We start from the raw sequence: 13,041 nt of genomic DNA on the forward strand, positions 1-13,041 counted from the left end.
TTTCCTTTTTATTTCAACAATTGGGAGGACTTCTCGATCGCCTCGCGAATCTCGGCGATCGCTCGTTCGATTTCGTCTTCGTCGAAGGCGTCGGCGCCCGACGGCAGCGGCTGGCCGGCGCTGATGGTCGAGCTGACCGCGTCCTCGGGCAGCATCTGGGTCGAGATCATGTCCGGCGTCGTGGCGCCCGCCGCGTCCGCGCCCTGCCAGGTGATGGCGAGCGCCGTGGTGTTGTCGGCGCGCGCGCCGCCAATCGCTGCGGCCATCGCCACCAGGTCCGGTACCGCCTGCACGATGGTGGACGTCGACAGCCGGTGCAGGATCTCGCTTTCCGGCAGCATCGACCACAAGCCGTCGGAACACAGCAGCAGGGTGTCGCCCGGCTCCAGGCTGGCCTGGCGCGAGATGTCGATCTTCGGCGCCTGGCCCGCGCCCAGGCAGTTGTACAGCTTGTTGCGGTCCGGATGGGTGTTGCGCTGGGCCTCGGTGGCGCGGCCGCGTTCGATCAGGTATTCGAGGTGCGAATGGTCGCGCGTACGCGCCAGCACCTGATTGCGGCGCACCCAGTACAGGCGCGAGTCGCCGCAGTGCGCCCACACGGCGCAGTTGTGCTGCACCAGGCAGGCCACCACCGTGGTGCGCGGCGTCTCCGGCAGCTTGTGCTTTTCGGCGTAGGCCAGGATGTCCCAGTGCGCCTGGTTCAGCGCGTCTTCCAGGAAGCGCTCGGGCTTCTTCACATAGGGCCGGGCCTGCATGCGGAACATCATCGACAGGGTCTGCAGCGCGATGGTCGCGGCGACCTCGCCCGCCAGGTGCCCGCCCATGCCGTCGGCCAGCACCAGCAGCAGGGCGTCGCGCGTGAAGCTGTAGCCCATGCGGTCCTGGTTGACCTTGCGGCCGCCGATGTGGGTCTGCTGGTAGACGGAAAACTGCATGCTTGCTCTCCTAGGTCCGGGCCTTGCGGCCCATGCCCAGGCGGCCGGCCAGGGCGCGCCAGCCGCCTGCGCGCGCTTCGGTTTCTTCCATCTCGTCCGCCGCCTGCGGCGCCAGCGAGGGCGCCGCCTGCAGCACCTTCTGCATCGCGAACACGCTCTGCGGCCGCGCCAGCGGATCGAGCGCCATGCAGGAGCGTACCATCGCGACCAGCTCGGGCGAATAGCTGCCTTCGAGTTTTGCGAACTGGGTTTCGGTCTTGTCTTCCTGGCGGCGCGCCTCGACTGCCGGCGGCATCGAGCGCGTCATGCAGGCGTACATGGCCGCGCCGATGCTGTAGATGTCGGTCCAGGGCCCCAGCGTGGCCGCCTTGCTGTACAACTCGGGGGCCGCGAAGCCCGGCGTGTACATCGGCGCCAGCATGGGCGCGTCGATATTGATGGTCTGGCGCGCCGCGCCGAAGTCGAGCAGCAGCGGCGAGCCGTCGACGCGCAGGTAGATGTTGGCCGGTTTCAGGTCCAGGTGCAGCAGCTTGTTGGCGTGGACTTCGCGCACTCCGGCGCACACGCCGTTGAACAGCTGGCGGATCGACGTCTCGCTCATGCGGCTGCCGCGCGCATGCAGGCGCGCGATGTGGTCCTGCAGCGTGTGGCCGGATTCGTAGGCCATCACCATATACACCGTCTCGTGGGCGCGGAAGAAGTTCACCACCCGCACCACGTTCGGGTGGACGATGCGCGCCAGCGCCCGCCCCTCTTCGAAAAAGCACTTCAGGCCGATCCGGAACACGGCCAGGTTGGGTTTCGAGACCACGGGAATCAGCTCGCCGGGAGCGCGCAGGGCGAGCTGGCTGGGGAGGTATTCCTTGATGGCGACCGCGTTGCCTTCCGCGTCATATGCCAGATAAACAATACTGAACCCACCGGACGCAATTTTCTTTACAATGCGATATCCGGCAATTTCCAGGCCATCCGGCAGGGGGGCGTTATTCTGTGCGGCCATTCACGAAGGTTTCCTTGCTTAACAGGGCAATTGTGTGGATAAATGTCGGCTTTGTAAAGAATAAGAACCGGGGATCCCTTTGAGCATTTCAAGCATGACAGGTTATGCGGTGGCCACCAGCGAAGGCGCTGCCGGCACCCTCACGATCGAGATCAAGAGCGTCAATTCGCGCTTCCTCGACCTCCAGTTCCGCATCAACGACGACCTGCGCGCGCTGGAACCCGACCTGCGCGCCGCGATCATGGCCGCCATCACCCGCGGCAAGGTCGAGGTGCGCCTGTCCTTCGGCCGCAAGACCGCCGGCGGCTCGCAAGCGCTCAACCAGGAACTGCTGGCCGACCTCGCGCGGCTGCAGGGCGAGGTGACGAAGCACTTCGCCTCCGCGCCGCCGATGACGGTGGCCGAGCTGCTGCGCTGGCCCGGCGTCATCGAGGAATCCACGGTGGGCCAGGAGTCGCTGCAGGCTGACGTCGCCGCCCTCACCGCCACCACCGTCGCCGCATTCGTCGACAGCCGCAAGCGCGAAGGCGCGGCGCTGGAAGCGATGCTGCTGTCGCGCATCGAGGCGATGGAAGCGATCGTCAAGCGCATCTCGCCGCTCATCCCGCAGGTGATCTCCCAGTTCCAGCAAAAAGCCATCGAGCGCATGCAGGACGCGCTGGGCCTGGCCGGCCACGGCAATCCCTCGGTGCTGAGCCGCCAGGAAGTGCTGGAACGCATCCGCCAGGAAGTGACGCTGTACGGCATCCGCATCGACGTGTCGGAAGAGCTGTCGCGCCTGTCGGCGCACCTGAACGAAACCCGCCACATCCTCAAGAAGGGCGGCCAGGTCGGCAAGCGCCTCGACTTCATGATGCAGGAACTGAACCGCGAAGCGAACACGCTGGGCGCCAAGGCCTCGGTGAAGGAACTGGCGGATGCGTCGATGGAGCTGAAGCTGCTGATCGAGCAGATGCGCGAGCAGGTGCAGAACCTGGAATAATTTGTTGTCGTCGCGCAACAATGTGCGATGACCATTTGAACGCGTGGGCGGGAGACCCGCCCACCCTACGAACAGCCGAGCGGTTTTCGTAGGGTGGGCAAGTTTCTTGCCCACGCGTTCAACGTTATGATGAACACCACGTACCGAAACAAGGAACAAACATGATCACTCCCGCCCTCTCCGGCAGCCTGTTCGTCGTCGCCGCACCAAGCGGCGCCGGCAAATCGACCCTGGTCAACGCCCTGCTGAAGCTGGAACCGGGCATCAAGCTGTCGATCTCGACCACCACCCGTCCGCCGCGTCCGGGCGAGCAGGATGGCCGCGAGTACCATTTCACGACGGCGGAAGACTTCGTCTCGCGCGCCGACCGCGGCGAATTTCTGGAATGGGCGGAAGTGCACGGCAACTACTACGGCACCAGCCGCCTGACCGTGGAACAGGAAATGAAGCTGGGCACCGACATCCTGCTGGAGATCGACTGGCAGGGCGCGCGCCAGGTCAGGAAGCAGTTCCCCGACGCGGCCGGCATCTTCATCCTGCCGCCGTCGATCGAGGCCCTGGAGGAGCGCCTGCACAAGCGCGGCACCGACGAGCCCCACATCATCACCCGTCGCCTGCTGGCCGCCGGGGGGGAGATCGCTCACGCTCCGGAGTTCGAGTATGCTATCATCAACGAAGAGTTCAACGTCGCCCTCGCGGAACTGCAGGCGATTGTCAAAGCGACACGTTGCCGTTTCGCCCAACAGGCCGCGCGCAACGCCGACTTGTTTGCCCAGCTGGGAATCCACGCGCAACAACCAACGTTATAAGCGCGGCGCCGCAAGGTTTGCCGCAATATTGTCCATTCAGGAGTGACCATGGCCCGCATTACCATCGAAGATTGCCTCAAGAACGTCCCGAACCGCTTCCAGCTGACCCTGGCCGCGACCTATCGCGCACGCCAGCTGCTGCAGGGCCACACCCCGAAGGTCGAAGCCAAGGACAAGCCGACCGTCGTCGCGCTGCGCGAAATCGCCGCCGGTAAAGTCGGCCTGGAAATGCTGAAAAAGGTGCCGATGTAAGACCCTGCTGGGGCCTGAATCCGTCATATCGATATTCTGTTATTCTGTGCCTACACTGGCTGATCGATATTACATATGAGTTTGTCTTCCCCGGATTCGACCCATCCAGGCCCCACCACTACCCGCACCAAGCGTCCGGGTAAACCGCAAGACGCCGAGGCACCGGCGCCCGCCCCGGGCGTTGCCTCGGTCACGCAGCTGATCAACAAGCTGTCCGACTACCTCACCCCCGCCGAGCTCAAGAAAGTCAAGGAAGCCTACCGCTTCTCGGACGAGATGCACCTCGGCCAGGTGCGCAAGTCGGGCGAGCCGTATATCTCCCATCCGATCGCCGTCGCGGAAATCTGCGCCGAGTGGAAGCTCGACGCCCAGGCCATCATGGCCGCGCTGCTGCACGACGTGATCGAAGACCAGGACGTCAAGAAGGACGAGCTGATCGAGCGCTTCGGCGCCCAGGTCGCCAACATGGTCGACGGCCTGTCCAAGCTCGAGAAAATCGAATTCCAGAGCCAGATCGAGGCCCAGGCCGAGAACTTCCGCAAGATGCTGCTGGCCATGGCTTCGGACGTGCGCGTGATCCTGATCAAGCTCGCCGACCGCCTGCACAACATGCGCACCCTCGGCGTGATGGTCCCGGCCAAAAAGCGCCGCATCGCGCGCGAAACGATGGAAGTCTACGTGCCGATCGCCCACCGCCTCGGCCTGAACAACATCTACCGCGAGCTGCAGGACCTGTCCTTCTCGCACCTGTACCCGCTGCGCTACCAGACGCTGGCCAAGGCCATCAAGGCGGCGCGCGGCAACCGCCGTGAAGTGGTCAAGAAGATCCTCGAGGCGGTCAAGGCGCAGCTGGCGACGGGCGGCATCCAGGCCGAGGTCTACGGCCGCGAAAAGACCCTGTACGGCATCTATAAAAAGATGCGCAACAAGCACCTGTCGTTCTCGCAGGTGCTGGACGTGTACGGCTTCCGGGTGGTGGTCGACACCGTCCCTAACTGCTACGTGGCGCTCGGCACCCTGCACGCCCTGTACAAGCCGATGCCCGGCAAGTTCAAGGACTACATCGCGATCCGCAAGATCAACGGCTACCAGTCGCTGCACACCACCCTGATCGGCCCCTACGGCACCCCGGTCGAGTTCCAGATCCGCACCCAGGACATGCACCGCACCGCCGAGAGCGGCGTGGCGGCGCACTGGCTGTACAAGACGGGCGACTCGAACATGTCGGACCTGCAGCAGCGCACCCATGCCTGGCTGCAGTCGCTGCTCGACATCCAGCAGCAGACCGGCGACTCGGCCGAGTTCCTCGAGCACGTCAAGGTCGACCTGTTCCCGGATTCGGTCTACGTGTTCACGCCGAAGTCGAAGATCATCGCGCTGCCGCGCGGCGCCACCGCGCTCGACTTCGCCTACTCGATCCACACCGGCATCGGCGACCATACCGTGGCGGTCAAGATCAACAACGAGACCCAGCCGCTGCGCACCGAACTGCACAACGGCGACATCGTCGAGATCGTCACCGATCCGGAATCGCGCCCGAGCCCGACCTGGCTGAGCTTTGTCCGCACCGGCAAGGCGCGCTCCGCGATCCGCCACCACCTGCGCACCGTGAACGTCAACGAGTCGGTCGAGCTGGGCCAGGAACTGCTGGCCGGCGCCCTGGCCGCGCGCAACATCGGCGCCGAGCTGCCGCCCGCCACGGTGGAAAAGCTGCTGGCCGAATCCTCAGCCAAATCGATGGAAGAGCTGTACGCCGACATCGGCATCGGCAAGCGCATGCCGCAGCTGGTGGCGCGCCACATCTTCGGCCTGATGGACGCCGACCCGGAGCACAAGCCGACCAGCCTGCCGATCCCGGCCACCGACATCGACCCGGTCACGATCTACGGCAGCGAAGGCGTGTCGGTGCAGCTGGCGCCTTGCTGCCTGCCGATCCCGGGCGACCAGATCCTGGGCCAGCTGCGGCGCGACCAGGGCCTGGTGGTGCACACCTGCGACTGCCTGCCGGCCAAGCGCGTGCGCGCCAAGGAACCGGACCGCTGGATCGCCGTCCAGTGGGGCGAAGAGCTCAACCGCCGCTTCGACTGCCGCATCCGCCTGCTCATCAACAACGAGAAGGGCATCCTGGCGCGCGTGGCGGCCGAGATCGGCGAGTCCGACGCCAACATCACCTATGTCGGCATGGACGAGGACGACGAACACCTCATGACGCAGCTGCGCTTCACCATCCAGGTCAAGGACCGGGTGCACCTGGCGCAGCTGATCCGCAACCTGCGGCGGGCCGCGGGCGTCAACCGCGTCGAGCGCGAACGCTCCTGAGCGGGCCGGCCTCGGTGCCGGCCTCAGTGTTTGCTTGCCTTGCCCGACGCCGCCGGCACCAGTTCCGTAAAGTCGAGCGTCTCCCCGGACAGCAGCGCCGCTTCGTCGTGGCGGTAGCCGGACAGCGCGTTCGCCAGCATCAGCGGCACCTCGAACAGGCAATCCACATCGGCCTCCAGGCCGCCCTGCTCGTCCTGGGTCGCCTTCATTTCGGCGTGGATGGTGGCGAGCAGCGCGGGCGGCGCACCGTCCACGGCCAGGTGGTACAGGCCTTCGTCCGACAGGTGCGCCACATCCCACAGCTTGGCGCCATCCTTGTACTGGAAGGCGGCGCTGGCCATGATGTGCTCCTCGACCTGGCAGCCGAGCGCTTCACCGCCCTCGGACAGGCGCGCCATGCTCTCGGCCTGGACGGCCGGGTGGGCCATGTCGTTGAAGAAGACCAGGTAGCCGCCGCCCGGCAGCGCCGCGCCGGAGACCGGGCTCTCGTTGGCTTCGTCGGGCGCCCCCGTGTCGGCCAGTCCCAGCTGGGCCAGGATGTCCTCCTTCGATTTGCCGCGTATCGCGATCCAGGCGATCGAGAATCCCATGTGTGCATCCTTTCGAAACGTTGAACTGCCGGGGTCCGACAGTGTGGGGCAAGGGGCATCGCTTGGCAAATCGCCGGCTTGCAATCGTGCCGACGCGCTATGATGTCGCCATTCTCTTTTCGCGCTGGACACTATGCTCTCATTGGACCAGATCCAGGCCGTCTTCAACAGCTCGACAATTCCCACGGCCCTGTTTTCGCCATCCACGGACCCCGTCTTCGTCGCCGTCAATGACGCCTTCCTGCGCACCAGCACCCGCAGCCGCGAAGAACTGCTGGGCATGCGCCTGTTCGCCGCCTTCGAGGCCCCCGGCGAAAGTGCCGAGAATCCCAGCGCCAGCGCCCTGCGCGACTCGATCGCGCAGGCCATCCGCACCGGCCAGCCGCAGACCATGCCGGCCCAGCACTATCCGATCCTGGTCAGGCAGGCCGACGGCAGCGAACGCTTCGAGGAGCGCTACTGGAATGCGGTCAATGCGCCGGTCTTCGACGCGGCCGGCCAGCTGATCTTCATCCTGCACTACACGCTCGACATCACCCAGCAGGTCAAGGCCCAGGAGCAGCACCGCGCCACGACGGAGCTCTACAGCAAACTGATCGAATCGATGGACAACGGCTTCTGCCTGGTCGACATCCGCTACGACGAGGACGGCAAGCCGGTCGATTACCGCTTCCTCGACATCAATCCCGCCTTCGAGGCCCAGACCGGCCTGGTGGGCGCGCGCGGCAAGTATGTGCGCGAGCTGGTGCCGGGCCTGACCGATACCCATTGGGCCGAGTTGTACAGCAGCGTGGCCCTGACCGGCAAGCCGCTGCGCCTGGTCGAGGAACCATCGCCGATCGGACGCTGGTTCAACATCTACGCCACGCGCGTGGGCGACCCGGCGCTGGGCAAGGTGGCGGTGCTGTTCACCGACGTCACCGAAAGCCGGCGCACGCGCGACGACCTGCGCAGCCTCGCGAGCGACCTGGCCAACGAGAACCGCCGCAAGACCGAGTTCCTGGCGACCCTGGCGCATGAACTGCGCAACCCGCTGGCGCCGCTGCGCACCGGTCTGGACCTGCTGCGCATGGCGGGCGCGACGCCACCGCCGCGGGTTCATGAAATGATGGACCGGCAGCTGAACCAGCTGGTGCACCTGATCGACGACCTGCTCGACATCGCCCGCATCAACAGCGGCAAGGTGCAGCTCAGGCGCGAACGGATCGCGCTGCGCGACGTCATCGACAGCGCGGTCGAGACGGCGTCGCCACCCATCCGCGCCGCCGGGCACACGCTCGATGTTTCGGTGCCGGAGGCGCCGCTGGTGCTCGATGCCGACCCGGCGCGCCTGGCCCAGGTCCTGAGCAACCTGCTCACCAACGCGGCCAAGTACACGCCCGCGGGCGGGCGCATCTCGATCGCCGTGGAAAGCGACCGGGAGCGCGTGCGCATCGGCGTCACCGACACCGGCATCGGCATCCCGGCCGACGCCCTGCCCGGCGTGTTCGACATGTTCAGCCAGGTGTCGCGCAACATGGGGCGCGCCCAGGGCGGGCTGGGAATCGGCCTGTCGCTGGTGCGCAGCCTGGTCGAAATGCATGAGGGAACGGTGCGCGCCGAGAGTGCCGGCGAAGGACAAGGCAGCAGCTTCATCGTGGAACTGCCGCTTGCCGCTGCCGCCTCGCCTCAGGCCCAGGCTCCGTCCCGCGCCGATGCCGCCGCCATCGGCGCGGGACGCAGTCTGCGCATCCTGGTGGCGGACGACAATATCGACGCCGCGAAGACGATCAAGGCCCTGCTGCAGGCCAGCGGCCACGAAGTCGACGCCGTGCACGACGGGCGCCGCGCACTGGAGCTGGCGCTGGCGGCCCACTACGACCTGGCGATCCTCGATATCGGCATGCCGGGACTGAGCGGCTACGAGGTGGCGGCCGCGCTGCGCGGCAGCGCCGGCCGCCCGGACATCTACCTGGCCGCGCTCACCGGATGGGGTTCCGAAGAGGACCAGGCGCGCGCCCGTGCCGCCGGTTTCGACGCCCACCTGACGAAACCCGCCAGCCTGGCCGAACTCCAGCGCCTGCTGGCCGCCCTGCCCGAGGGCAGGCGCGCTTAGGGCCGACGCGTTTAAGTCAGGCCGCGGCCAGCGCCGGCCGCACGCGCGCCGCCGGCTGCGCCTGCACCTGTGCGCCGCGTTCGAGGCGGAAGGTGCCCACCACCTGCGACAGCGCGGCAGCCTGTTCCTGCATTGCCGCGGCGGCCGCCGCGGCTTCTTCGACCAGGGCCGCGTTCTGCTGGGTCACGCGGTCCATCTCGACGATCGCCCCGTTTACCTGTTCGATGCCGGCGCGCTGCTCCTCGCTGGCGTTGGCGATCTCGTTCATGATGACGGTCACCTGGCCGATGCTGCGCACGATCTCCTGCATCGTCACGCCGGTGCGGTCGACCTGGCCGCTGCCTTCGGCCACCCGGGCGACGGAGTCGTCGATCAGTGCCTTGATTTCCTTGGCCGCGCTGGCCGAGCGGTGCGCCAGGTTGCGCACCTCGGTCGCCACCACCGCGAAGCCGCGCCCCTGCTCGCCGGCGCGCGCCGCTTCCACCGCGGCGTTCAGCGCCAGGATATTGGTCTGGAAGGCGATGCCATCAATGACGCCGATGATGTCGGCGATCTTGCTGGAGGCCGTGTTGATCGCCCCCATGGTGGCCACCACCTCGGCCACCATCTCGCCGCCCTGGCCGGCGATCATCGCGGCCTCGCCCGCCAGGCGGTTGGCCTGGCGCGCATTGTCGGCGTTCTGCTTGACGGTCGAGGTCAGCTCTTCCATCGAGGCCGCGGTCTCTTCCAGCGCGCTGGCCTGCTGCTCGGTGCGGCGCGACAGGTCCTGGTTGCCGGCCGCGATTTCACTGGAGGCAACCGTGATCGCGCCGGTGCCTTCGCGCACCTGGCCGACGATGCCGGCCAGGCCGTCGTTCATGACGCTCAGTGCGCGCATCAGCTGGCCGGTCTCGTCGCGGCCGTGGGCGACGATGTGGCTACTCAAGTCGCCAGAGGCGACTTTCTCCGCGACCGCGACGGCGGCGCGGATCGGGACCGTGATCGAGCGGCTGATCAGCCAGGCGCAGGCGATGCCCAGCGCGAGGGCCGCCAGGCCCAGCGCGCTCAGGAGCACGCGGGTGGCGGAATAGGAATCGAGGATCGAGGCGGCGACGCCGTCGGCGGCACTGATCTGCATCGTCGCCAGCTTGTCGACGGCCGCACGGAACGCGGCGCTACGGGGCACCAGCTGCTCGCGGTAAACCGTCGTTGCCAGTTCATGGTCACCGGCCAGCTTGGCCTTGAACACGGCGTCGCGCGCCGCCAGGTAGCCGTCGCGCCCCGCCTTGACCGCCTTGAACTGTTCCTTGACGGCCGGATTGCGCAGCGAGCCTTCGATCTCGTTCTGCAGCTCGGTCGAGCGGGCCGACACGCGCTTCATGCGCTCGGCCATCTCGACGGCGACTGCCGGATCGGTGGCCGCGAATACGGTTTCCATCCGCGCATTGTTCAGCTCGATGAGCTTGCCCCACTCGGCCACGTTGCGCTGATTCTTGATGCTGGTGTGGACCAGGCGGTAGGTCATGTCGCCCGCCGACTGCATGCGCGCCAGCGCGCTCAGGGTCACGACGAGCAAGAGGGACAGGACGATGGCAAAGCCGAGGCCGAGGCGGGCGCCGATCTTGAGGTTTTTCACTGCTGGATTCCTTCTGGATGCTGATGGCGCCGTAGCGCGCGCAGACTGGATGAAACGGGCCGTATGCCGTCGAGGCGCAGGATAGCATTGCCACCCTGCAATATTGGTGCAATGCGGCAATTTCGCAACTCAGGGAAATCACGTATAGGCCCGTGCGGGAATGCATCCGGCCGACGCAGCCCGGCCTTCCTTGACGCTGGCAGGACCATGCTCTATCTTAACGGCCAGAAACCGGCCGCAGCCGCCCTCCCCGCAGGAACCATCGATGCCTCCCGCCACTGACGACATCCAGCAGCTCGCCGACGAGGCGCTGCACGCAGCACTCAACGAGCTCGAAGCCGGCCAGGCCGCGCAGGCCGAGGCACTGTTCAGCGCCGTCCTCGAACTCCAGCCGCAGCGCGCCGAGGCCCACTTCGGACTCGGCCTGCTGCAACGCCGCGCGGGCGACGCGGGCGCGGCGATCCCGCACTTCGCCAACGCGCTGCAGGCGGCGCCGCAGGAAGCATCTTTCTGGATCGCCTACCTCGACGCGCTGATGGAGGCGCGCCAGTACGCCACGGCGCGCGAACTGCTTGCGCTCGGCCACGCCCAAGGCCTCGAAGGTCCCGAGATCGAGGCGTTCGAGCAGCAGCTGGCGCAGCGCGGCGAGCCGCCGGACGCACGCATCGAAGCTGCCGGCACCCTGTACAAGCATGGCAAGAAGGAAGCGGCAGCCAGGCTGGCGCGTGCACTGACCGAGGAATTTCCCCAGCACCCGTTTGGCTGGCGCGTCCTCGGTGGTGTTCACTACGCCAAGCGGGAATACCCGGAGGCGCTGGCGGCGATGACCAAGGCGGCCGCCTACGATCAGGATGACGCCGAAACCCTGTGCAACCTGGGTCTGATGCTGCGCGGGGCCGGCCAGCTGGAGGAAGCGAAAGCCGTGCTCGAGCGCGCTGCCGAACTCGAACCGGGCAACATCAATGCCCATAACCACCTGGCCGCGACGCTGCAGGAAATGGGCCGGCCGACCGAAGCCCACGCCGCCGCCAGTGCTGCGCTGGCGATCGATCCCGACGACACGGGCGCCCTCGCCAGCATCGCCGTGATCCTCGACAACCTGGGCCGGGCCGAGGAAGCCATCGCGGCCTACCGGCGCGTGCTGGCGCGGGAACCGGATCATTCGAATGCCTACGGCAACCTGCTGTTCTGCATGAGCCACACGGAGGGCGTCACGCCGGAGGAGCTGTTTGCCGAACATGTCCGCTTCGGCCAGAATTTTGCAAGCCGCTTCAAGCCGGCGCGCAAATGGCGCAACACGCGCGAACCGGGACGGCTGCTGCGGATCGGCTTCGTGTCCGGCGACCTGCGCAACCACGCGGTGGCCAGTTTTATCGCGCCGATGTTCCGGGAGCTGGGCAAGCGCCCTGGCCTGGAAGTGCACGTCTATTACACCCATCCGGTCAACGACGACACCACCGCCGGGCTGCGCAGCCATGTCGCGCACTGGCATGACGCCAGTCCGCTCGACGACGACGCGCTGGAAGCCCGGATTCGCGAAGACGGCATCGACATCCTGATCGACATGAGCGGCCATACCGCCTACAACCGCCTGCACGTATTCGCGCGCAAGCCGGCACCGATCCAGGTCTCCTGGCTGGGTTACCCAGGCACCACCGGCCTGGCGACCGTGGATTACTACCTGGCCGACAGCGTCATGATGCCGCGCGGGAAGTACGATCACCTGTTCACGGAAGCGCTGGTCCAGCTCCCGGTGGGCGCACCCTTCGAACACCCACAGGACGCGCCGCCGATCACTCCGCTGCCGGCGCTGGAGAACGGTTATCTTACTTTCGGTAGCTTTAACCGACTCAGCAAGATCAGCCGGCAGGTGATCGCGTTGTGGGGTGAGCTGCTGCGCGCGCTGCCGGATGCGCGGCTCGTGGTCGCCGGCATGCCGATCGAAGGAGGCGGGCACGAGCAGCTCGCCGGCTGGCTGCAGGAAGAAGGCATCGAGGCCGCGCGCATCAGCTTCCATCCGCGCTCCGCCACCCCCGACTACCTGGCGATGCATGGCGGGATCGATATCTGCCTCGACACCTTCCCCTACTCCGGCGGGACCACGACGCTGTTCGCCCTCTACATGGGCGTGCCGACACTGACATTGGAAGGCCGGACAATCGCAGGGCGGCAAGGCACCTCGATCCTCACCCACCATGGCCTGCCGCAATTCATCGCCAGCGATGCTGCCGATTTCGTGGCCAAGGGGCTGGCTGCGAGCCGCGACCTCGCGGCCCTGGCTGACATCCGTGCAGGCTTGCGCATGCGTTCGCCAAGTGTCGAGGCCATCACCGACGCCTTCGAGTACGCGCTGCGCCACATGTGGGAACGCTGGTGCGCGGGCCTGCCGGCGGCGGGCTTCGAAGTACCGGCGCAGCATCCGCTGCAGCCGGATTGAACCTCAA

The 13,041-nt window shown here is 66.7% G+C and carries 10 protein-coding genes; 6 read left to right on the forward strand and 4 right to left on the reverse strand.

Annotated elements, in window-relative coordinates:
• Window positions 1–8: 8 nt before the first annotated feature.
• Together LK542_RS15230 and LK542_RS15235 are read right to left on the reverse strand one after the other, a co-directional pair.
• Window positions 9–935, reverse strand: a complete 927-nt coding sequence (locus LK542_RS15230) for a PP2C family serine/threonine-protein phosphatase (RefSeq protein WP_227799306.1) — start codon at window positions 933–935, stop codon at window positions 9–11.
• 10 nt (window positions 936–945) lie between these two features.
• Window positions 946–1,935 (reverse strand): serine/threonine-protein kinase, encoded by a 990-nt coding sequence (locus LK542_RS15235; RefSeq protein ID WP_227812548.1) that lies wholly within the window; start codon window positions 1,933–1,935, stop codon window positions 946–948.
• A gap of 94 nt (window positions 1,936–2,029) precedes the next feature.
• Between LK542_RS15235 and LK542_RS15240 the strand changes: the two genes are divergently transcribed.
• The 4 genes from LK542_RS15240 (at window position 2,030) to LK542_RS15255 (ending at window position 6,297) form a co-directional block, all read left to right on the forward strand.
• Window positions 2,030–2,917, forward strand: coding sequence for a YicC/YloC family endoribonuclease (locus LK542_RS15240; RefSeq protein WP_227812549.1), 888 nt, complete (start codon window positions 2,030–2,032; stop codon window positions 2,915–2,917).
• A gap of 161 nt (window positions 2,918–3,078) precedes the next feature.
• Window positions 3,079–3,726, forward strand: coding sequence for a guanylate kinase (gene gmk / locus LK542_RS15245; protein ID WP_227812550.1), 648 nt, complete (start codon window positions 3,079–3,081; stop codon window positions 3,724–3,726).
• A 48-nt stretch (window positions 3,727–3,774) separates the two neighbouring features.
• A complete protein-coding gene (gene rpoZ, locus LK542_RS15250) occupies window positions 3,775–3,978 on the forward strand; it encodes a DNA-directed RNA polymerase subunit omega (protein WP_005665923.1) in 204 nt (67 codons plus the stop codon).
• 75 nt (window positions 3,979–4,053) lie between these two features.
• Window positions 4,054–6,297 carry a bifunctional (p)ppGpp synthetase/guanosine-3',5'-bis(diphosphate) 3'-pyrophosphohydrolase gene (locus tag LK542_RS15255; RefSeq protein WP_227812551.1) on the forward strand — a complete coding sequence of 748 codons (2,244 nt, stop codon included), beginning with the start codon at window positions 4,054–4,056 and terminating at the stop codon, window positions 6,295–6,297.
• A 23-nt stretch (window positions 6,298–6,320) separates the two neighbouring features.
• On the opposite strand, the gene LK542_RS15260 is transcribed toward LK542_RS15255, so the two are convergent.
• Entirely contained in the window at window positions 6,321–6,887 is a 567-nt protein-coding gene (locus tag LK542_RS15260; protein ID WP_227812552.1) for a hypothetical protein, read from the reverse strand.
• A 133-nt stretch (window positions 6,888–7,020) separates the two neighbouring features.
• On the opposite strand from LK542_RS15260, the gene LK542_RS15265 reads away from it, so the two are divergent.
• A complete protein-coding gene (locus LK542_RS15265) occupies window positions 7,021–8,982 on the forward strand; it encodes an ATP-binding protein (RefSeq protein ID WP_227812553.1) in 1,962 nt (653 codons plus the stop codon).
• A gap of 16 nt (window positions 8,983–8,998) precedes the next feature.
• Here LK542_RS15265 and LK542_RS15270 read toward each other — a convergent pair whose 3' ends face one another.
• Complete coding sequence (locus LK542_RS15270) at window positions 8,999–10,597, reverse strand: methyl-accepting chemotaxis protein (protein ID WP_227812554.1); 1,599 nt, start codon at window positions 10,595–10,597, stop codon at window positions 8,999–9,001.
• A gap of 265 nt (window positions 10,598–10,862) precedes the next feature.
• Between LK542_RS15270 and LK542_RS15275 the strand changes: the two genes are divergently transcribed.
• Window positions 10,863–13,034 carry a tetratricopeptide repeat protein gene (locus tag LK542_RS15275; protein ID WP_227812555.1) on the forward strand — a complete coding sequence of 724 codons (2,172 nt, stop codon included), beginning with the start codon at window positions 10,863–10,865 and terminating at the stop codon, window positions 13,032–13,034.
• The last annotated feature ends 7 nt before the right edge of the window (window positions 13,035–13,041 follow it).

The sequence above is a fragment of the Massilia sp. IC2-477 genome (assembly GCF_020707265.1).
GTDB lineage: Bacteria > Pseudomonadota > Gammaproteobacteria > Burkholderiales > Burkholderiaceae_D > Telluria.